This window comes from Pseudomonas sp. ML96 (assembly GCF_000761545.1).
Lineage (GTDB): Bacteria > Pseudomonadota > Gammaproteobacteria > Pseudomonadales > Pseudomonadaceae > Aquipseudomonas.
Map to the genome: position 1 here is coordinate 14,358 of NZ_JPMY01000041.1, position 20,460 is coordinate 34,817.

The window sequence follows — 20,460 nt, forward strand, 5'->3', positions numbered from 1 at the left end:
GAAGGAGGCTGTGGCTCGCCAGCGTGGCGGGCAGGCGGATCTCATGGCGGGTCGGCAGCTGTGCCTATCGCTCCTCGCGGCGCTGCTGCTCGGCTGCGCCGGTGGCCCGCCGGTGCAGGTTTCCGAGAGCACTTGGCGGCAGGTCGACCAGGACATCGCTGCCGCCTCGCGTGGCGCCGAGGAGCAGGCCCGCGAGCATGCGCTGCAGGCCATGCAGCGCTGGCTGGCGCTGGTGCAGCGGCAGACCGACGAGGAGTTCATCCCCTGGTTCTCTGGCTACTGGACCCAGCAATGGCTGAGCTTCAAGGTGTCCTGGTACAAGCTCGGCGCCGACGAGGACGACCCCACCGTACGGCGCCTGGCCGCCTACCTGCAGGAGGAGTACCAGGAGCAGGTGCTCGAACCGGTAGCCGAGCAGACTTCGCCCGAACGCATCCTGCGCGCCTCCACGCGCATCTACGTACGCCAACTCGACATGCGCCTGCAGCCCATTCCCGCGCGCCACGGCGTGCCGCAGGAGCAGTTCGACCAGCGCCTGGCCGCGCTGCCGATGCTCGCCGGCGAGCCCGGCGCCAACCTCTATCAGCTGATCCACGCCGATCCGCTGGAACGCCTGCCGGCCTATGCCGCACTGCTCGAACGGGTCGGTGCGGTGCCGGGTGGCGACTGGTCGGCCGACCCCGGCATCTCGCTGGTGGCCCAGCGCACCAGCGAGCGGCTGGTCGAGGAGATGACCACCAGCGGCGCCGCCAGTGCAGTGTCGGCCATGCTCGGGCGGGTGGCCGGTGCCAGCCTGTCGCTGGGCGTCACCCTGTTCACCCTGATCGCCCGCGAGAACGACCGACCCGAGCGCGAGGCGCAGCTGCGCAGCAGCCTGGACGTGGCGCTCGACCAGGAGTTTCGGGCTCTGCTGAGTAGCCCGGATCGCGGTGTGTTGGCGGGCGTCTGGTACCTCTCCGGGCAGGTCGAGGAAGGTCTTGGCCGGCCATTCCGTTATCTGCCCTGAATGTCGATTGTTTAGCTAAGCCTGAACTGAGCATGCAAAGAATCCGATTTAACCGTGGTTAGCCGCCATGCGAGTCTGCCAAGCCATGAATCCCTGCACGCCGATGACCGCACCCGCACGCCGCCCCTTCCGGGCGCGGTTCGGCATCGGCGCGCTGCCCTCGCTCAACCCGGTGCTGGCCTTCTGGGCCCTCTGGCACTGCCGTCACGCCCGCCCACCGGACACTCGCCTCGCTGCCTGATAACGCGACCGCGCCAAGTACGCGGCTCGCCTGTCGATTTCTTGTCTGCCGTTCTTCAGACAGCGCGCCCTCTGGCGCAAAGCGAGGCCCCATGCGATTTGCCCCCGTCGAGGAAGCCACTGCCTTCCTCGCCGCCAACCCCGACATCGAGCTGATCGAGCTGTTCGTGCTGGACGCCAACGGCGTGCCGCGCGGCAAGCTGCTGCACCGCGAGGAGCTGCTGGCGCTGTACCAGAGCGGCCGACCGCTGCCCAGTACCATGCTTGGTCTGACCCTGCATGGCGAGGATGTCGAGAACTCCGGCCTGGTCTGGGAGGTGGGCGACATCGATTGCCGCGCCTATCCGCTGCCCGGCAGCCTGCAACGCCTGAGCTGGCGGCAGATTCCCACCGCCGCCGTGCAGGTTTCCATGCACCCCAGCGAAGGCCTGCCGGCCACCGTGGCCGATCCGCGCCACCTGCTGGTGCGGGTGATCGATGCGCTCAAGGCCGACGGCTACCAGCCGGTGATGGCCTGCGAGCTGGAGTTCTACCTGCTCGACCAGAAACGCGACGCCCAGGGCCGCCCGCAACCGGCGCTGGACGCCGACGGCGGCCGCCCACGCAGTACCCAGGTGTATGGCCTGCGTGAGCTGGAGCAGATCGAGCCGTTCCTCGCCGACCTCTACGCAGCCTGCAAGGCCCAGGGCATTCCGGCGCGCACGGCGATTTCCGAATACGCGCCTGGCCAGGTGGAGATCACCCTGGAGCACGGCGATGCGCTCGAAGCCATGGATCAGGCGGTGCGCTACAAGCGCCTGGTCAAGGGCGTGGCGCACAAGCACGGCATGCAGGCCTGTTTCATGGCCAAGCCGTTCGACCATCTCGCCGGCACCGGCATGCATATGCATGTGAGCCTGGCGGACGAGCAGGGCAACAACCTGTTCGCCAGCGAGGCCAAGGAGGGCAGCGCGCTGCTGCGTCAGGCGGTCGGCGGCATGCTCGCCAGCCTGCTCGACTCGCTGCTGCTGTTCTGCCCCAACGCCAACTCCTACCGGCGCTTCCAGGCCAACAGCTACGCGCCGCTGGCGCCGACCTGGGGTGTGGACAACCGCACCGTGAGCCTGCGCGTACCGGGCGGCCCGGCGCATACCCGGCATGTCGAGCACCGCATCTGCGGCGCCGACGCCAATCCCTACCTGGCTGCCGCGGCGATTCTCGCCGGCATCCACCGTGGCCTGCGCGAGAACCTCGACCCGGGCGCGCCGGTGCAGGGTAACGGCTATGCCCAGGCCAAACAGTTCCTGCCCACCGAATGGTCCGCCTCGCTACACGCCCTGGAGCACTCCGCCTGGGCTCGCGATGCCTTCGGCGCGGAGTTCCTGCGCGTGTACCTGGCGGTGAAGCGCGCCGAGTACCGCCAGTTCATGGGCGAAGTGGGCGAGCAGGACTGGCGCTGGTACCTGACCAACGCCTGATACAGAACAAGAACAGCCGCCGCGCCTGATGCCGGTGGCCACAGAGGAAAACAGCTATGAACGCAGCAACCCAACCCGTGATCGCCGCCGCCGAGCGGGCCAAGTCCTACTACAGCGCCACGCTGAACGAGGAAACCAACTACCCGACCCTGCAGGGCCAGGTCAGCGTCGACGTCGCCATCATCGGCGGCGGTTTCACCGGCGTCGCCACCGCGGTAGAGCTGGCCGAGCGCGGCCTCAAGGTAGCCATAGTCGAGACCAACAAGATCGGCTGGGGCGCCACCGGGCGCAACGGCGGCCAGGTCACCGGCAGCCTGTCGGGCGATGCGGCCATGCGCAAGCAGATGCGCAATACCCTGGGCGAGGAAGTCGACGACTTCATCTGGCACCTGCGCTGGCGTGGCCACGAGATCATCAAGAACCGCGTGGCCAAGTACGGCATCCAGTGCGACCTGCGCCACGGCCACCTGCACGCGGCGATGAAGCCCTCGCACATGGACGAGCTGCGCAGCTCCTATGCCGAGGCCATCGAGCGCGGCATGGGTGACGACGTCAGCCTGCTCGACGCCGCCGGCGTGCGCGAGCACCTGGCAACCGATATCTACATGGGCGCGATCAAGAACACCCGCAACATGCACCTGCACCCGCTGAACCTGTGCATCGGCGAGGCCAAGGCCGCCGAGAGCCTGGGCGCGCTGATCTTCGAGCATTCCGAGGTGCTGGACATCGTCCAGGGCGCCAATCCGGCGGTGATCACCGCCCAGGGCCGCATCAATGCCAAGCAGGTGCTGCTGGCCGGCGACGTCTACCACAAGCTGGCGCGCAAGCAGCTCAAAGGCATGATCTTCCCGGCCATGGGCGGCATCGTCACCACCGCGCCGCTGGGCGACCTGGCCAAGGAGCTCAACCCGCAGACCCTGGCCGTATACGACTGCCGCTTCGTGCTCGACTACTACCGCATGACCAACGACGGCCGCCTGCTGTTCGGCGGTGGCGCTAACTACTCGGGCCGCGACTCGCGCGATATCGCCGCCGAGCTGCGCCCGTGCATCGAGCGCACCTTCCCGCAGCTCAAGGGCGTGGAGATCGAGTTCCAGTGGAGCTGCGCCATGGGCATCGTGATGAACCGCATCCCGCAGCTGGGCAAGCTGTCGCAGAATGTCTGGTACTGCCAGGGCTATTCCGGCCACGGCATCGCCACCACCCACATCATGGGCGAGATCATGGCCAACGCCCTGACCGGCACCCTCGGCCACTACGACACCTTCGCCGCCTGCAAGCACATCAAGGTGCCGATGGGTGACGTGTTCGGCAACCCGATGCTGGCCGCCGGCATGTGGTACTACCAGATGATGGAAAAGCTGCGCTGATAACGCGCGCTCACGCCATCTGAGCAGTCCCGCTTCCACCCGGAAGCGGGTCGCCTGGCCTCGTTACAGGCCCAGTTCAGACAGCCCCGGATGGTCATCCGGACGGCGGCCCAGCGGCCAGCGGAACTTGCGCTCGGCCTCGCTGATGGGCAGGTCGTTGATACAGGCGAAGCGATGGGCCATCAGGCCGTTGTCGGCGAACTCCCAGTTCTCGTTGCCGTAGGAGCGGAACCAGTTGCCGGAGTCGTCATGCCATTCGTAGGCGTAGCGCACGGCGATGCGGTTCTCGCTGAAGGCCCACAGCTCCTTGATCAGACGGTACTCCAGCTCCTTGTTCCACTTGCGGGTGAGGAACGCCTGCGCCTCGGCGCGGCTGCTGGCGAACTCCGCGCGGTTGCGCCACTTGGTATCCGGGGTATAGGCCAGAGCCACCTTGGCCGCATCGCGGCTGTTCCAGCCATCCTCGGCCATGCGCACTTTTTGGATGGCGGTCTCGCGGGTGAAGGGCGGCACTGGCTGGCGGATTTCGGGCGTGGACATGGGCTTGCTCCTGTTGGCGAAGGGAATTGGGGGCGTTCAGTGGCGCGCGGCGCCGGTGACTGGCTGACGAATGCCGGTGCGCAGTGCGCGCCACAGGCTGAGCAGGCGGTTGGCCGATGCGGCGGAGCAGGGGTGTTCCAGCGCCGCAGCCATCTGCGGCAGCAGCAGGTTCGCTTCCCACTCCATGGCGTCACGGTTCGGTGACGAAGAGGTGGGCGCGTCGTGCCACTGCACGGGCGGCTGCATTTCCCAACTGCGCAAATCGCTTCTGTTCATCTCGTGGCCTCCTCGTCAGATATCCAGCACCAGGGGTTGTGGGCTGTCCTCGGTCTGCGCCGGCACGGCGCAGCAGATCAGCACCTTGTCGCCGTCCGGCAACTGCGCCGGCGGATTGGGGTAGTGCACGGCACCGCTGACCAGCTTGGCGGCGCAGGTGCCGCACGAACCGCCGCGGCAGCTGAATTCGGGGCTCAGGCCACGGCTTTCGGCCAGCTCCAGCAGGCTGCCGCTGTCGGGCTTCCAGCGCGCCTCGGTGGCCGAGGCGGAGAAGTACACCGGTACCGGCACCGTGGCTGCTGGCGGTTGTTCCAGGCTCGGCGGCTGCTCGGTTTGTGAGCGGCGCAGCGCAGAGGGGCCGAAGGCCTCGGCGTGGATGCGCTGGTCAGGGATATTGAGGCCACGCAGGCCGTCGTACATGTCCTGCAGGAAACTGCTGGGGCCGCACAGGTAGAAGTCGTAGTCGTCCAGCGGCAGGCGCGCCTTGACCTGGGCGAAGCTCAGGCGGCCGGCCAGTTGGTAATCGCGTTCGAGCTGCGCCTCGGCGCCGGGGCTGCTCAGGGCGCGGTGGATATGCAGCAGTCCGTCCGCCTGTTGTTGCAGCGCCGTCAGCTCCTCGCGGAAGGGCAGCTCGGCCAGGCTGCGGGCGCTGTGGAACAGATGGATATGCCGCGCGCGCTGGTGCTGGCGGTTCTGCGCCACCAGCTCGCGGGCCATGGACACCATCGGGGTGATGCCGACGCCGGCGCCGATCAGCACCACCGGCCGCTCGGCTTCATCGACCAAGGTGAAGCTGCCCAGCGGTGCGCGTACTTCCAGCAGATCGCCGACCTGGACGTTCTCGTGCAGGTGGCGCGAGGCTTTGCCCTGCAATTTCACGCTGATGCGGATATGCCCGTCGGACGGCGCGCTGGAGACGGTGTAGGTCCTGACCAGGGCCTCGTCGCTGGCCTGCAGGCGCATCGGCAGGTGCTGGCCGGCGGCGAAGGGCACGGCAGCGCTGTCCTGCGGTTCGAGGACGAACGAGCGGATGTCGCTGCTCTCCTGCTGCACCCGCGCCACGCGCCATTGCTGCCACTGTCGGCGCTGCTCGTACTGGCGCACGCGTTCCTCGGTCTCCGCCCAGGTGCCGGTGGCCAGGCTGGTCGGCGCATAGTCGTGAAACTGCCAGCGAATGCCCACGGCGGCCGGGCGCAGCACCACGTGCTCGACCTCGACCGTCCACAGCCGCTCGGCGCCTTCGAAGGCCTTGATCAGCGGGCTGTCGAGCAGCAGCTCGGTGCGCCCGCTGAGTTGCAGCACGTCGCCCGTGGCGAAGTCGACGAACAGCAAGCCGGCGATCGGATTGACCTGCAGGTTGCCGAGGGTGTTGAAGAACAGGTTGCCGGCGTAGTCGGGAATGGTCAGGCGGTTGCCTTCGACCCTGACGAAGCCGGCACGGCCGCCGCGATGGGAGACGTCCACCGAACGACTGTGGTCGTCATGCTCGACGTAGCTGGCGATGAAGAAGGTGTCGGCGGCGCGGATCAGCGCGCTGCTGTAGTCGTCCAGGCCGGTGAAGTCCTGGCGTGGCGGATTGCCGTTTGCCGGCGCGGTGACGCGGGTGTAAGAGCGTTCCTGGATGTACTTGGGGCAGTTGCCGTAGGAGTGCTCGACTTCCACGGCGAAGCCTGCGGCCGAGGCCTGCTGGATCACGCCGTTGATGCGGTTACGCCGGCGCGTATGCAGCTCGATGCCGAGCATGCCGATGGCGTTGCCTGCCTGCAGGCCGGCGGCGGCCGGGTCCTGCGGATCGGGCTGAGTGGCGAGGAACAGGTGCTGCGGATCGTCCGAGGTGACGAAGCCTTCCGGCCCTTCGAGCAGAGTAGCCCAGGGGCGGCCGCCAGCATCCACCGCGCCGACCACCATGAATGGCAGCTGGTGGTAGAACTCGCGGTGCTGGTCGGGCATGTAATCGCGGATGACCTTCTGCCCGATCACTTCCATGCGCTCGGTGGCGTGTACGGCTTCCTGCAGCTGGCGTTCGCCGGCATGCCAGGGCGATGTGCGGTGTTTGGGCAGATGGTCCATGACGGCGCTCCTTGAGAGGGCTGCCGGGAAACCCGGCAGCCGGGTCAACACTCAGCTGGCTTGCAGACCTGCGGCGGTACGTTGCATCGGTACGAAGCCGGGCAGGGCTTCGATGCGTTGCAGCCAGGCACGCACGTTCGGGTAGGCCTCCAGCGAGACGTTGCCTTCCGGGGCATGGGCGATGTAACTGTAGTTGGCGACATCGGCGATGCTCGGCTCGCTGCCTACGAGGAACGGGCTGGCCGCCAGTTCGGTCTCCATCACCTTGAGCAGGGCATGGGCACGGCTGATGACCTCGTCGGCATTGAAGGATGCGCCGAACACCGTGATCAGCCGTGCAGCAGCCGGGCCGTAGGCAACCTGGCCGGCGGCGACCGACAGCCAGCGCTGTACGCGAGCTTCGTGTAGCGGGTCGTTGAGCTGCCAGCTGCCGCTGCCGTATTGCTTGGCCAGGTAGACCAGGATCGCGTTGGAGTCGCTGAGCAGGGTGCCGTTGTCATCGATCACCGGCACCTGGCCGAAGGCGTTGATGGCCAGGTACTCGGCCTTCTTGTGCGCACCGTTGGCCAGGTCGACGAACACCAGATCGGTAGGCAGGTTGAGCAGCGAGAGCATCAGCTCGACGCGATGGGCATGGCCGGACAGCGGGTGGCGGTAGAGTTTGATGGTGTTGGTCATGATCGTGGCTCCGTTACTTGTGTGAGTGGTCAGCGCGCTGTTCGGGGGTGTTGCGCTGTTGGAGCCATCCTGCGCCCATGCAGGGGCGAGCAGAATCACCACGCCGGGCAATCCATAATTCCGTTTTCTGAAAGAGTGGGACGCGCGGGTCAGCCGCAGAAGGCGGGGTGCGCGCGCAGCCGCGGCGTGGCGAAGTCGATGAAGCTGCGCACTCGCGCCTCGGCGCGACGGCCGTGGCGATAGATCAGCTGCGCCGGCACCCCGGCGCTGGCGAAGGGCTGCAGCACCGGTTCGAGCAGGCCGCTCTGCAGCTCGGCATGGGCTTCGTAGCTCATGCAGCGGATCAGCCCCAGGCCCAGGGTGGCGGCGTGGATGGCCGCGCGCTGGGTGGTGCAGGTCAGCACCGGCGTGGGCTTGACCAGGCGCGTGCTGCGCTCGCAGCGGAACTGCCAGGGCGCGTCGTAGCCGGGGGCCGTGGCAATCACCGCGCGATGGGCCTTGAGCTCATCTGGCGTCTGCGGCTGGCCCCACCGGGCCAGGTAGGCGGGCGCGGCGCAGACGATCGGCCGCACCTCGCCCAGGGACTGGGCAAACTCGGACGAGTTGGCCAGCTGACCCACCACCAGCGCCACATCGATGCCTTCTTCCAGCAGCCTGGGCGTGCCGTGGCTGGCGCGGGTGGCCAGTTGCACGTCGGGGAAGGCGTCGAGGTAGGCGAGGGCGATGGGCGTGAGCACCTGATGGTCCATCAGCAGCGGTAGCGCCAGCGTCAGTTGCCCGCCCGAGCAGGTATGCACGCCCACCGCCGAGCGTTCGGCCTCCTCGGTCTGCTCGAGGATCTGCCGGCAGCTCAAGGCGAACTGCTCACCGGCAGGGCTCAGGCTTACCCCGCGCGGCCCACGTACCAGCAAGGTGGCATTCAGGCGCGCCTCCAGCGCATCGATGGTGCGCATGATGGTCGCCACCGACAGTTCCAGCGGGCGCGCGGCAGCGGCCAGGCTGCCGGCCTGCACCACGGCATCGAACACCTGCATCTGCCGGTAGCGGCTCATGCCTCAGGCCACCGTCGCCGACTGCAGCGCCGGGTCCTGCTGGAAGCGCCGGGTGCAGAAGTCAACGAAGGTGCGCACCTTGGCCGAGATGCGCTTGCTGCCCTGGTACAGCACGTGCACCGGCAGCGCCGCGGTTTCGTAGTCCTCGAGGACGATCTCCAGCTCTCCCTTGGCCACCAGCTCGGCGACCTGATACGACAGCACCCGCGTCAGTCCCCAGCCCATGCGCGCGGCATTGATCGCCGCCTGGTTGGAGCTGACCAGCAGGCGCGGCTTGGGATGCAGGGTGAGGGCGCCCTGCGCGCCGTTGAACTGCCAGTCGGTGAGCAGGCTACTGGCCGACGACATGACGATGGGCGCGCCCAGCACATCCTTGGGCACCTGGGGCCGCCCAGCGCGTTCGAGAAAGGCCGGGGCGGCGCAGATCACCGGGCGGATGGCGCCCACCCGGACCGCCTGCAGGCCGGTGTCGGGCAGCTTGCCGATGCGCACGGCCACGTCCAGGCCCTCGTCGACCATGCTCACCAGGCGATCCACCAGCAGGGCGTTGATCGACACCTCCGGGTGCTCGGCGAGGTATTCGGTGATCAGCGGAATCAGGAACAGCTCGCCGAACATCACCGGCGCCGTCACGGTCAGGTTGCCGCGCACCCGGCTGCTGCTGCCGGCGGCCAGTTCGTCGGCTTCCTCCAGGTCGAGCAGGATGCGCTTGCAGTCCTCCACGTAGCGCCGGCCCGCCTCGGTCAGGCGCAGGCTGCGTGTGCTGCGGGCCAGCAGCAGGGTGCCGAGGCGATTCTCCAGCCCCGCGATCACCCGGGTCACGCTCGGTGGCGACATGCCCATCAGCTTGGCGCCCCCGGCAAAGCTCTCCGCTTCCGCGACCGCCAACAACACCTTCATTTCCTGAAACCTGTCCACGATCACCGCCAGTCTGCAGAGTGGTCCGAGCCGCTAACAGCGTAGCGCCTCAGGCCGTTCGAGTGACATGGGCAAATCCCTGTTCGCCTCAGCCGCGGTTGGCGTCGAGGAAATCCTGATAGTGCTGGGCGGTTTCGGCCGGGCGTTCGAGCATCGGCACGTGACCACAGTTCTGCATGATCACCACGCTGGGCTTGTGCAGCAGCGGCTTCATCACCTCGATGCTGGAGACATCCAGCACGCGATCCTGGTCGCCCCACAGCAGCAGGGTCGGCGCCTGGATCTTCGGCAGCTCCGGCTCCAGCGGGACGTAGCGTTCGCGCAGCTGGGCGAAGATGCGGTCGTAGTGTTCGCGGTTGGCCATCGACTGCTGTGCGAAGTGACGCTTCAGCGGCTCCGGCATGGCTGGCGGGGTGGCGAAGACGAAGTGCATCAGCACATCGAAGTCCTCCGGTTTGCGCACCACCAGCGGATTGGGCTCGCCGCGCTGGATGCGCTGGAACATCTCGCTCTTGGTCGGTGTGGTTACGCCAGAGTTGTTGAGCAGGGCCAGGCTGAGCACTTCGTCGCCATGGCGTGCGCTATAGAGCGCGGCGATATGGCCGCCCATGGAGTTGCCGATCAGGTGCAGCTTGCGAATGCCCAGGGCCTGGATCAGGCCGTGCAGGCGTTCGACCTGGCTGGCGACGTCGTAGCTGACATCCGGCTTGCTGCTTTCACCAAAGCCCGGCAGGTCCAGGGCGATGACGTGGTAACGCGCGGTGAGCTCGCGGGAGAAGCGCAGCCAGGTGTCGCGGTTACCGCCGAAGCCATGCAGCATCAGGATTGTTTCAGCATCCGCCGGGCCGCCCTCGTAGTAGCGGATGTTGAACTCGTCGACCTGGATATCCTGGGTCGACAGCCCGGCCAGGTGCCGCTCGAGCGACTGCGTACTGGCGAGCAGGGCGGTGGGGGAGAAATACAGAGTCGCGGCTGCCGCCGCGAGCAGCACGACGATGATCGACAGCAGTTTCTTCATGGCAAATCCCTATGGCGCATCGCTGTTGGAGTGACCGATCAGGGCGAGGCACCAAAGGCGTCCAAGCGGAACGGTAGGCGCCAATATTCGGGACTTGCGGGCTGTGCTGCTATCGCTCTTCGGCAGTATCTCGCGGCGAGCTACAGGGCTGTGTGGCTCAGACCGAGCGACTGAGGCCGCCGTCGACCCGAATGTTCTGCGCGGTGATGTAGGCGCCGCCATCCGAGGCAAGGAAGGCGATGGTCGCGGCGATTTCCTCGCTGCTGCCATAGCGCTGCAGCGGCACGCTGCCACGTCGCTCCTCGGTCGCCGGCAGGCTGTCGATCCAGCCCGGCAGGACGTTGTTCATGCGGATGTTGTCGGCGGCATAGGTGTCGGCAAAGATCTTGGTGAACGCCGCCAGGCCGGCGCGGAACACGGCCGAGGTGGGGAACATGGCGCTGGGCTCGAACGCCCAGGCGGTAGAGATATTGATGATCGCGCCGCCTTTCTGCTGCTGCATGATCGGCGTGACCAGGCGGGTCGGGCGGATGACGTTGAGCAGGTAGGTGTCCATTCCCCGATGCCAGTCCTCGTCGCTGATCTCGAGAATCGGCCCGCGCGGGCCATGGCCTGCGCTGTTCACCAGCACATCGATGCGCCCCCATTTTCCGGTGACTGTGTCGACCAGGCGCTGCAGGTCCTCGACCGACTGGTTGCTGCCCGTCACGCCCACGCCACCCAGCTCGCGGGCCAGTGCCTCGCCCTTGCCCGATGACGACAGGATGCCGACCTTGTAGCCGTCCGCGGCGAGGCGCCTGGCGGCTGCCGCGCCCATGCCGCTGCCGGCTGCGGTGAGGATCGCTACTTTTTCTACTGACATACACCGTGCTCCAGAAACCTGTTGGTAGCTGCGAGCCTAGCATTGCCTTCCTGCTGGCAGTCCAGCTCGGCGCAGCGCCTAGCGCGGTTGCACGGTGAACGCATGCCCAACTGACTCGCCGACCTTTTGCAGCTCGGCCACCACCTGGCTGGCCAGCGGGATGCCGTCGCGCAAGCGTTGCGCCTCGATCTCGGCGGCGCGCTCGCCGGGGTAACGCCCACCGGCGCCCGAGGCGTTCTTGTAGGTGTCGATCCAGGCGTGCATATGTGCGTCGAAGGTGTCGCGACCGATCACCAGGTCCGGATTGATTACCAGGATGAAGGCGCTGACGTTGCCGGCGCTGCTGGTGGCCGCATGGGTCGCGGCACTCTGCGCCGTGGTCGAGGCGCTGAGGCTGCCGGCCAAGACCTGCACCATCATCGCCAGGCCGATACCCTTGTGCCCGGCGATGGGCAGCATGGCGCCCTTGAGCGCCTGGGCCGGATCGCAGGTCGGCTCGCCATCCGGGCCGATGGCCCAGCCTTCCGGCAGGCTGGGGCGGCCTTCGCGGATGGCATCCAGCACGTTGCCGCGCGCCACCACGCTAGTCGCCATGTCGAACACCAGTGGCGCCTGGCCGCTGACGGGGGCGGCGAAGGCGATCGGGTTGTTGCCGATCGAGGGGCGTGACGAGCCGCGCAGGGCCATCAGCGGCGGCGTCTCCTGGCAGATCAGGGCGATCATGCCTTGCTCGGCGGCCTGCAGGGCGAACTGGCCGATGGCCGAGAGATGGCCGCTGCGCCGTAGCAAACAGGTGACCACCGGCTGGCTACGGGCCTGCTCGATGGCAGCCGTCATCGCCTCGCTGGCGACCGACTGGCCGAGGCCGCCGTCGCCATCGAAATGCAGTACGCCATCGCGCAGCTGGGACGAGATATTCGGCGCGGCATTGACCTCGCCACTGCGTACTTTCTCGATGTAGGGCATCACTCGCACCACGCCGTGGGTGTCGATGCCGCGCAGGCTGGTGCGCAGCAATACGCGGGCGGTGTGCTGCGCGTCGAGTGGGCGAACGCCGGCGGCCTGGAAGGCCTTGGCCGTCCACTCCATGAGGTCATCTGCGGCGTAGAGGACAACGGCGGGTGTGCTGGGTAGGGGATGAGTCATGGCATCTCCGCGGGTTAGTCAGAGGGGAGGGCGCGCTTGTCGCAGAAATTGCGGCAGCGAGGCGCGCGGGCAGGCAAGGTGCGTGTCCCGTTTGGAAGTGATGCTGATGGGCTGGGGATATCCGCCAGGGCGCTGCGTATTGCGTGTTGAAACGTGGCAGGCACTGCGATCTGGCGGATGGAAAGGGCCGGCAGTGCTGCCGGCCCGTCGGGCTCAGTCGAGTTCGATGCCGAGCAGGCGCTTGCACTGGTTGCCGGCGTGCATGTCCCGCTCCAGCTCGCCGCCCTGCGGCCAGGTGCGTGGGTAGGATATCTTCAGGATGTTCAGGTCCGGCACCAGGTAGTGGTGCACGTGCTCCGGGTTGGCGTTGTAGAGCTCGGCAAACACGCTGGGCGAGAGCTTCTCGGTCCTGGCGTATTTGCTGAAGCTCTCCTTGCTGTCGAAGAAGATGTCCACGGTGACCCAGAAGGGGCCGGCGTTCTTCGAGCGGACGTGACGGCTGACGTCTTTGAGGGTGGCCATTAGACGGACTCCACTTGGTTGGACAGATCGACCCACTGGCTGCGCACGAGCTCGAAGCCATCGTCGGTTTCCACGACATGGTTGAGCTTGAATTCGTACACGGCACCACGCTCCAGCTCGGCGGGCGAGAAGGGGAAGCCGTGGCTCGGCAGCTCGCGATTGCGCTCCAGCGGCCAGTGGAAGAACCACGGGTTGCAGGTCTTGGCGATGCGCGTGGCCAGCGCCTGGGTGGCGGCGGTGGCGACGAACAGGATGCCGACCTCCAGTGGCGCCGGCGTGCCCGCCGGGCGCTTCATCCCAGACACGGCGTTCCAGCCATAGACGCGCAGCGAGATATGGAAGTCGCCGGCCTCGGCGCCGAGCACCGAGTGCACGCGGCCGGTGAGCGCGGCGTGCATGCGGTCGTGGAACTCGTCGATGCGGCCGAGGATTTCCGGGTCCTCGATGCCAATCAGCATCAGCGTCTGGTAACGCCCGGCGGCGGCGCCTTCGAGCTTCATGGTGTAGGGCTTCTCGATCCAGCGCGAGCCGGTGACGCGCACCACGCGCTCGTCCTTCTGCACGTACTTGGCGTCGGTGACGTCAAGCACGCCGCCCGGCTCGGTGAGCAGGAACGGGTTGGAGTTCTCGTAGAGCATGTGTGCGCACACGGTTTCCGGGGCGCAGCTGTTGTTCGGCTGCAGCGGTTCGACCTCGAAGCCGTCGGCGTCGATGCTGATCAGGATGCCGTTGCCGTTGGTGGGGTCGACGGTGCACTGCGCGCCACACTCGGCGATCTTCGCCGCGTGCCAGGCCGGGCCGGCGGGTGCGCCCTTGAGCAGGGCGTAGGAGGCGATCACCGCGGTGTCGGTGGTGCGCCCGCCGAGGACGATGTCGGCGCCATCACGTAGCGCGGCGATGTAGGGCTCCACGCCCATGGAGGCGACGATGTGTTCGCAGGAGTCGATCAGCTCGTCGGTGATCGGGCCGAGCGGCGGCAGTTCCTTGATCTTGCCGGCGGCGTGCTTGGCTTTCAGCGTGGCCTTGTCCTGCTCGCAGTAGAGCACGGCGATCTTCGGCGTCAGGCCGTTCTCGCGGGCGATCTCCAGGGCGATGTCGCGCATCCAATCGAGGCCAGCATCGCTGCCTGACTGGCCGCAGGAGCCGATGATCAGCGGGATCTTCGCCTCGGCCTGGGCCTTCATGAGGATCGCCAGTTCCTGCTTGATGGTGGCGCGCGGGTACTTGCCGACGCCCTGGATCATGTAGGCCGCACCGCTGTCGGTCGAGCCGGCGTCGCTGGCGATGGCCTGGGCGCCGAGCGCGATGCCGAGGCGGACTTCCTCTTCGCGTATGCCGGTGCCTATCGATCCGCACGGGATCAGAATCTTGACGGGGTTTTCCATGGTCTTCCTAAGCCTCTGCGCGTTGATGGGTTCAACGGCGCGTTGTTGGTCTTGTTGTGTTCCGCGAACGCCTGGTTTCACGGGCATCCCTGGGCCGCATTACGCATGTATGTATTTATTTGTACATGTATACGTTTATTGCGTGGATTAAACATACATTTGCTGTTTGTTCATGTAAATCTGTACGGATTTCGTCCATCTACGCCTGCTTCTGGCTCTGACCGGCACCTTTGCGCCCGCTGAAAAAAAGCCGCCCAGCGGGCGGCAAAGGTCTCTAGCGGGGCGTCGATGACAGGACGGCCAGAGAGGAGGAGCCAGCGTGGAACGGACCTGCCATGGTCAGCGGATGCCCATGGCGCGCAGGGCGGCCGGGGTGAAGTCCGATGTCTTGGCCTTGAGGCCGAACTGGTAGGCGTTGTTCACCTTGTTGAACATGTAGTTCGCCAGGTAACGGCCGGAGATCAGGTCGTAGGTCAGCTCGCCGGCGGAGATCTGCGTCTGCACGTCGTACAGCGGCAGAATGTGGTTCTCCGACACGCGCCAGAGGTTGCCGCGGGCGTCGTAGTGGTCGGCCTCGACGATGGTCCAGCTGTCTTCGTCGATGAACAGGTGGCGCTTGGAGTAGACGTGGCGCTGGCCTTCCTTGAGCGTGCCGATGATTTCCCAGACCCGGTGCAGCTCGTAGCGGGTCTTGTCCTGGTTGAGGTGGCCGGGGGTGATCAGCTCGTCGTAGCTGTTGCTCGGGTCGGCTAGGCGGAAGCTGTTGTAGGGCACGTACATTTCGCGCTTGCCCACCAGCTTCCAGTCGTAGCGATCGGGCGAGCCGTTGAACATGTCGGTCTGGTCGGTGGTGCGCAGGTTGCCTGGGCCGGGGCTGTCGTAGGCGACCTGTGGCGCGCGGCGCACGCGACGCTGGCCGGAGTTGTACTGCCAGGCCATGCGTGGTTCCTTGACCTGGTTGAGGGTCTCGTGGACCAGCAGCACGCCGCCGACATCCCGCGCCGGGGCGACGTTCTCGGAGGTGAAGTAGTAGAGGATGTTCTTCGACTTGCTCGGGTCGTAGTCCAGCAGTTCCTCGCTGTAGGCCAGGCGGTCACGCTCGGTCTTCCACGAGTAGTCGCCCGACGGCGTGGTCATGAAGGCCGTGGTCTCGCGGGTGAAGCTGCCGCCACGGTAGCGGGTGATGTGGTTCCACAGCACCTCGAGGCCGTTCTGCGGCACCGGGAAGGCCAGCGGGCTGGTGTAGTTCTCCAGGCCGTTGCCGCCCTCCACCGCGGTGGTGTTGAGGGCGTTGTTGCGGATGATCGGGTAGGTCTTCTGCGGCCAGGCCACGCTGCGGTGGCTGGGGTAGACCGGGATTTTGTAGGTGCTCGGGTAGCGGGCGAACAGCGCTTGCTGGCCCGGGCTCAGCTGTGCGCGGTACTGGTCGAGATTCTGCGCGGTGATAACGGCCAGCGGCTTCTCGCTGGCGAACGGGTCAGCGCGGAAGCCATTGGTGCTGGTGCCGGCGTCCTTGGCCAGGCCGCCGGTCCACTCGGGAATGCTGCCGGCGGCATTGCCGGCGCGTTCGGCGCCCACGGGCGTCAGGGCAGCGCCCAGCTTGTCGGCTTGCGCTGCATCGACGGCGGCGAACGCAGGGTTGATCAGCAGGGGCAGGCACAGCGAGAGCGCGTAGCGCGATAGGTATTGTTTTGTCATTGGAACGTCCTCAGAACGTCACGCCAAAGCTGGCGCTGATGAAATCCCGATCACCGTTGGTGGTGTATTTGCCGCCGAAGTAGTCGGTGTAACTGATGCTGGCTTCGTAGTTGGACAGGTACTTGGCGCTGAGCCCGATGCTGATGGCCTTGCCGCCTTCGTTGAAGTTCGGCCCGTAGCCATCCACGTCGTGCGACCAGGCCAGGTTGGGGCTGAGGTCGAGGCCTCCGATCACGCCGTTGTAGGTCAGGCCGGCGCGCAGGCGATAACCCCAGGAGTTGCGGGTGAAGAAGCCTTCGCTGTTGCAGTACTCCGGGCGGCCGCTGAGCAGCGTGCTGCACAGGTCGTTGCCGTCGGCGTCGAAGTACTCGCCCGGGCCGAAGTGGCTCGCCCGGCCGAAGCGATACTCGCCGTAGTCGCCCTCGCTGATGCCGTTGAGGTGGTTGAAGCCGACCTCGCCGATGAGGCTCAGGCGGCTGGCGCCAAGCACCTGGTCGAAGGTCTGCGTCACGCTCATCTGCGCCTGGGTCATCGGCACGCGGGTGTAGCCGTGGATCACGTCGCCAGGGATGCCCGAGTTGGGGATGATGCTCGGCACCACGGGGGCCAGGCGCAGGGTGGCGTAGGTCAGGTCGTCGAACGCCAGCGGCATGTTCGGCCGGTAGCTCAGCTCACCCTCGACGGAGGCGGTGCCGACGGTGGTGTTGAAGCTCAGGCCGTACAGGCGGATGTCTTCCGGGTATTCGAGGAAGTACTGGGCATTGGCCGCGCCGAAGCCCGGTGCGGCGAACGGGTTGGGTGCGCTGCTGATCACCGAACTGCCCACCGGTGTGCGGCTGTGGTAGTTCAGGTAGTAGGCGCTGATTTCCGTGTCGTTCAGCTCGGGCACGAACCAGCGCAGGGCGACGCCGAACTGGCCGCTGTCGCGGGCGTCGCGGTCACCGCCGCGCGGCATGTAGATGGTGTTGCCGTTGAGCCCGCTGTTGTCGGACTGGCCCGGCTCGATGTCCGCACCGCGCACCACGTAACGGTCATAGCAGCCATCGGCGACGATGTCCGAGCTGGCGAAGAAGGTGCCGCAGTTGTCGGCGACGGTCTGGTCCCACTCCAACTGGTAGAAGGTCTCCATGCTGACGTCTTCGGTCAGCGTCTGCTGCAGGTAGATCATGTTGACCGGCAGCAGACCTTCCTTGAGCTCAGAGCCCGGGCGGCGCAGGGCGTTGGCATCCAGCGGGTTGATGCTGTTGATGCCGCCGCTGATGAAGGTACTGCCGCCCCAGCTGACCACCTGCTTGCCGACGCGCACCGAGCCTGGCCGGTCGGCGACCTCGTAGTTGTGGTAGACGAAGGCGTCGAGCAGCTCCACGCCGGACGACTGCGCGCCGCGTTTGCGGTTGTCGTCGCGGATGTCGTAGAGCAGCCGGCTCTCGTCCTTCAGTTCGAAGTCGTACCAGTACTTGCCGCGCAGGAAGATGCCGGAGTCGCGGTACTTCAGTTCGAGGTCATGGATGCCCTTGAAGATCTTCGAGAAGGTCTCGCCCTTCTTGAAGTTCAGACGGGCGTCGTCGGAGGTGCGCGAGTCGCCCTTGCCGCCGTTGCCCTGGGCGATGAAGTCCGGGTCCGGTGCACGCACCGCCCAGCTCGCGCCGACGGACAACGCCGAATCGAGCTGCCCCTCCACTTCGCCGATATTGAAATTCACCGCTTGGGCGCCGGCCATGTAGCCCGCCGTTGCCACTGCCAGGAGTGCTGTCCCGGGCAAGCCGGGGCGCTTGATGGATGGTTTCACGTCTCTCACCTTTGTTTTTGTTTTCGATGCGGAGTGCGGCGGGCCGCCTTCCGAAACATCCTTAGGCTTGAAGATCGTCATATATGTACAAAAATAATCTACATGTATGAATCAATCTCCATTAGACGCTATACGTGGGAAATCTAGATGTAAATCTGTATAGATTTTGTCCATGCACGAAAAAGCCCGCTGCCAGGAGACTGGCGGCGGGCTTGGTCGACAGCGGGGAGGGCGGAAGGCTTAGCCGGGCAGGGCGCCGGTGTAGCGAGCGCGATGGCGGATCATCGGCTGCTGGTTGTACTGCTCGCTGGCGTGGGCGAACCAGCCGATCAGGCGGGCGACAGCGGCGAGGGCCAGTTCCTGTCCGGCGAGGTTGAGTTTGCGACCGACGAAGCTGACCAGCAGGATGAACTCGGCCGGGTGCTGTACCAGTTCCTCGGCGACCTGCATTGCCTTGAGCAGGCGCAGGTATTCCGGGTCGTCGGCGAACATTTCATCGAGGGTCTTCTTCAGGCTGATCGCCCGTGGGTCGGCGATGCTGTGCACGTGGTGGGCGGTATGCGCGTTGGCGCAGAAGCCGGGGATGTCGCCGCCCTGGCTGTAGTACTGCAGGATCGGCTCGGCCGGGTCCTTGGCGTTGCAGATGTCGTCCAGCAGGTGGCTGACCGCCTCGTTGCGGCCGTAGGCCACGCGGCGTCCGCGCGCCGTGGCCAGGCCGGTGATGGCGGCGTAGTAGGGCGTGACGCCGGTGTTCGCCGCAGCGCGCACGCTGTAGGTCGAGTGGTCCAGTTCATGGTCGATGCACAGGATCAGCATGCGCCGGATCAGGTCGGCGAAGCGCTGGTCGACACCGCAGGACGAGGCGAGGAATTCGTGCAGCGGGCGGGTGTCCGGCAGCTTCGCGCCGACCACCAGGGCGGCGAACCAGCGCACCACGTCGGCGCCGGTGCGGGCGTAGCCTTCCGGCGACAGGTCGAAGGCCTTGGGGTTGACCCGCTCCACCAGCGGGAACAGGGCAATCGCCTTCTCGATCACCGTGGTATGCGCATACAGCTCGAGCAGTTGGTCGATGCCCTCCGGCAGGTGCGGCAGGGTGCTGCCGAACGCACCTGGCACCTGCCAGAACATCTCCGCGACTTCCTCGACCGTGGCGGTTTCCACCAGCTCGTTGATGTCGCGGCCGCGGTAGTAGAGGCCGTCTTCGGTGAGCAGGGTCAGCGAGCTGTGCGAGTCGACATTGCGCTTGCTGCCGCCCTCGCCATTCTTCGGCCCCTTGACCAGGCGCTGGATATCCGCGGCCCAGTAGCGGCGCTTGCGCGAGCCCTCGACCTTGAGCGAGCGGATGTTCTTGCGCCCGACATAGGCGTACAGCGTGGGCAGGTTGACGCCGAGCAGGGCGGCGGCTTCTTCGGCGGAGAGATAGAGCTCGTCTTGCTGGGTCATGGCGGCCTTGTATGGACAGTTTATGTACAGATTTACCGATCTTAGTCGACTGTTTACATTCTTGTAAACGGTGGTTGGCCAGCGTCTATTCCGGCGCTTTCGACCGATGCTGAAACCTGCAGAAGGCTGCTCTCATGAAGTCGCTGTGTCTTGCGTTGTCCCTGGTTCCGACTGCCTTGCTGCTGCCCCTGGCGGCCCTGGCGGATGAGTACGGATTGAAGTCGGTCGGTCTCGGCGTATCCGCCTCGCAGAGTCCCTATGCCGGTGCCGGCACCTCGCTGTCGCTGCTGCCGCTGCTCAACTACGAGGGCGAACACCTGTTCGTGCGTGGCCTGCACGCCGGTTTGCACCTGTATCAGGGCGAGGGCTTTGGTCTCGATGTGATAGTCGCCGGGCGTTTCGATGGCATCGACGCCGATGACTTCGGCCGTCGCGAGCTGGCCGAGAACGGCATCGATCGCGACCTGCTGGAGGACCGCGACGACGGCCTCGACCTGGGCCTGCAGGCCAGCTGGAAGGGCGCGCTCGGCGAGCTGCAGGCCTCTGTCAGGGGCGATGTCAGTGGTGCCAGCGACGGCTACGAGCTGAGCATGGAATACGGCTACCCCCTGCAGCTGGGGAGTGCGACAGTGACCCCATCGCTGGCGCTGAACCATCTGTCGAGCGACCTCGCCGATTACTACTACGGCACCCTGCGTGACGAAGAACAACGCGGCGTGCTGCGTTACCGACCCGGCAGTGCACTGGTGCCGAGTCTGTCCCTGGGTCTGTCGCAGCCACTCGGCGAGCGCTGGCTGATCAATGGCGAGGCGAGCTACCGCATGCTGCCCGACCGCCTCAGCGACAGCCCGCTGAGCGAAGGCGACTCCGGCCAGTTCGGGGTGAAGGTCGGACTGTCCTGGTTATTTGACTGAATAGTGTACGAAAAAAATACAGATTTACGGTTAATTCATCAATGTGTAGCTTTTTGATCGTCGTGCCCCTGAGCGC

19 protein-coding genes are annotated in these 20,460 nt (G+C 66.2%); 5 read left to right on the forward strand and 14 right to left on the reverse strand.

Annotation, left to right across the window (positions count from 1 at the left end; all coding sequences use genetic code 11):
• Positions 1-43: 43 nt before the first annotated feature.
• From IP89_RS19370 to IP89_RS19380, 4 genes are all read left to right on the forward strand, one after another.
• On the forward strand, positions 44-1,006 hold the full coding sequence (locus IP89_RS19370) for a hypothetical protein (protein WP_043311508.1): 963 nt from the start codon (positions 44-46) through the stop codon (positions 1,004-1,006).
• 67 nt (positions 1,007-1,073) lie between these two features.
• Positions 1,074-1,247 (forward strand): hypothetical protein, encoded by a 174-nt coding sequence (locus tag IP89_RS23425; protein ID WP_156115086.1) that lies wholly within the window; start codon positions 1,074-1,076, stop codon positions 1,245-1,247.
• 91 nt (positions 1,248-1,338) lie between these two features.
• The gene (locus tag IP89_RS19375; protein WP_043311361.1) at positions 1,339-2,703 is read left to right on the forward strand and encodes a glutamine synthetase family protein; all 1,365 of its coding nucleotides are present in this window, start codon (positions 1,339-1,341) and stop codon (positions 2,701-2,703) included.
• 56 nt (positions 2,704-2,759) lie between these two features.
• Positions 2,760-4,073 carry an FAD-binding oxidoreductase gene (locus IP89_RS19380; protein WP_043311362.1) on the forward strand — a complete coding sequence of 438 codons (1,314 nt, stop codon included), beginning with the start codon at positions 2,760-2,762 and terminating at the stop codon, positions 4,071-4,073.
• Positions 4,074-4,136: 63 nt separating this feature from the next.
• Here IP89_RS19380 and IP89_RS19385 read toward each other — a convergent pair whose 3' ends face one another.
• The 14 genes from IP89_RS19385 to IP89_RS19450 form a co-directional block, all read right to left on the reverse strand.
• Positions 4,137-4,613 (reverse strand): nuclear transport factor 2 family protein, encoded by a 477-nt coding sequence (locus tag IP89_RS19385; RefSeq protein ID WP_043311363.1) that lies wholly within the window; start codon positions 4,611-4,613, stop codon positions 4,137-4,139.
• A gap of 36 nt (positions 4,614-4,649) precedes the next feature.
• Complete coding sequence (locus tag IP89_RS19390) at positions 4,650-4,889, reverse strand: hypothetical protein (RefSeq protein ID WP_043311364.1); 240 nt, start codon at positions 4,887-4,889, stop codon at positions 4,650-4,652.
• A gap of 15 nt (positions 4,890-4,904) precedes the next feature.
• Positions 4,905-6,959, reverse strand: coding sequence for a pyridoxamine 5'-phosphate oxidase family protein (locus IP89_RS19395; protein ID WP_043311365.1), 2,055 nt, complete (start codon positions 6,957-6,959; stop codon positions 4,905-4,907).
• A 51-nt stretch (positions 6,960-7,010) separates the two neighbouring features.
• Positions 7,011-7,637: a glutathione S-transferase family protein gene (locus IP89_RS19400; protein ID WP_043311366.1), complete on the reverse strand. Its 627-nt coding sequence runs from the start codon at positions 7,635-7,637 to the stop codon at positions 7,011-7,013.
• Positions 7,638-7,786: 149 nt separating this feature from the next.
• Positions 7,787-8,689, reverse strand: coding sequence for a LysR family transcriptional regulator (locus tag IP89_RS19405; protein ID WP_043311367.1), 903 nt, complete (start codon positions 8,687-8,689; stop codon positions 7,787-7,789).
• Positions 8,690-8,692: 3 nt separating this feature from the next.
• Positions 8,693-9,589, reverse strand: a complete 897-nt coding sequence (locus tag IP89_RS19410) for a LysR family transcriptional regulator (RefSeq protein ID WP_177326906.1) — start codon at positions 9,587-9,589, stop codon at positions 8,693-8,695.
• Between the two features lie 106 nt (positions 9,590-9,695).
• Positions 9,696-10,625: an alpha/beta fold hydrolase gene (locus IP89_RS19415; RefSeq protein ID WP_043311368.1), complete on the reverse strand. Its 930-nt coding sequence runs from the start codon at positions 10,623-10,625 to the stop codon at positions 9,696-9,698.
• A gap of 157 nt (positions 10,626-10,782) precedes the next feature.
• Positions 10,783-11,487 (reverse strand): SDR family oxidoreductase, encoded by a 705-nt coding sequence (locus tag IP89_RS19420; protein ID WP_043311369.1) that lies wholly within the window; start codon positions 11,485-11,487, stop codon positions 10,783-10,785.
• Between the two features lie 78 nt (positions 11,488-11,565).
• Positions 11,566-12,633 carry an Ldh family oxidoreductase gene (locus IP89_RS19425; RefSeq protein ID WP_052081144.1) on the reverse strand — a complete coding sequence of 356 codons (1,068 nt, stop codon included), beginning with the start codon at positions 12,631-12,633 and terminating at the stop codon, positions 11,566-11,568.
• A 213-nt stretch (positions 12,634-12,846) separates the two neighbouring features.
• Positions 12,847-13,155 carry a DUF4387 domain-containing protein gene (locus IP89_RS19430; RefSeq protein ID WP_043311371.1) on the reverse strand — a complete coding sequence of 103 codons (309 nt, stop codon included), beginning with the start codon at positions 13,153-13,155 and terminating at the stop codon, positions 12,847-12,849.
• Positions 13,155-14,540: an acyclic terpene utilization AtuA family protein gene (locus IP89_RS19435; protein WP_043311372.1), complete on the reverse strand. Its 1,386-nt coding sequence runs from the start codon at positions 14,538-14,540 to the stop codon at positions 13,155-13,157. Before IP89_RS19435 ends, IP89_RS19430 begins: the two co-directional genes overlap by 1 nt.
• A 339-nt stretch (positions 14,541-14,879) precedes the next feature.
• A complete protein-coding gene (locus tag IP89_RS19440) occupies positions 14,880-16,238 on the reverse strand; it encodes a DUF1329 domain-containing protein (RefSeq protein ID WP_043311373.1) in 1,359 nt (452 codons plus the stop codon).
• A 10-nt stretch (positions 16,239-16,248) separates the two neighbouring features.
• Positions 16,249-18,108, reverse strand: a complete 1,860-nt coding sequence (locus IP89_RS19445; RefSeq protein ID WP_371261967.1) for a DUF1302 domain-containing protein — start codon at positions 18,106-18,108, stop codon at positions 16,249-16,251.
• Positions 18,109-18,267: 159 nt separating this feature from the next.
• Positions 18,268-19,470 (reverse strand): citrate synthase, encoded by a 1,203-nt coding sequence (locus tag IP89_RS19450; RefSeq protein WP_043311375.1) that lies wholly within the window; start codon positions 19,468-19,470, stop codon positions 18,268-18,270.
• Between the two features lie 134 nt (positions 19,471-19,604).
• On the opposite strand from IP89_RS19450, the gene IP89_RS19455 reads away from it, so the two are divergent.
• Positions 19,605-20,384, forward strand: a complete 780-nt coding sequence (locus tag IP89_RS19455; protein ID WP_081963320.1) for a MipA/OmpV family protein — start codon at positions 19,605-19,607, stop codon at positions 20,382-20,384.
• Positions 20,385-20,460 lie beyond the last annotated feature (76 nt).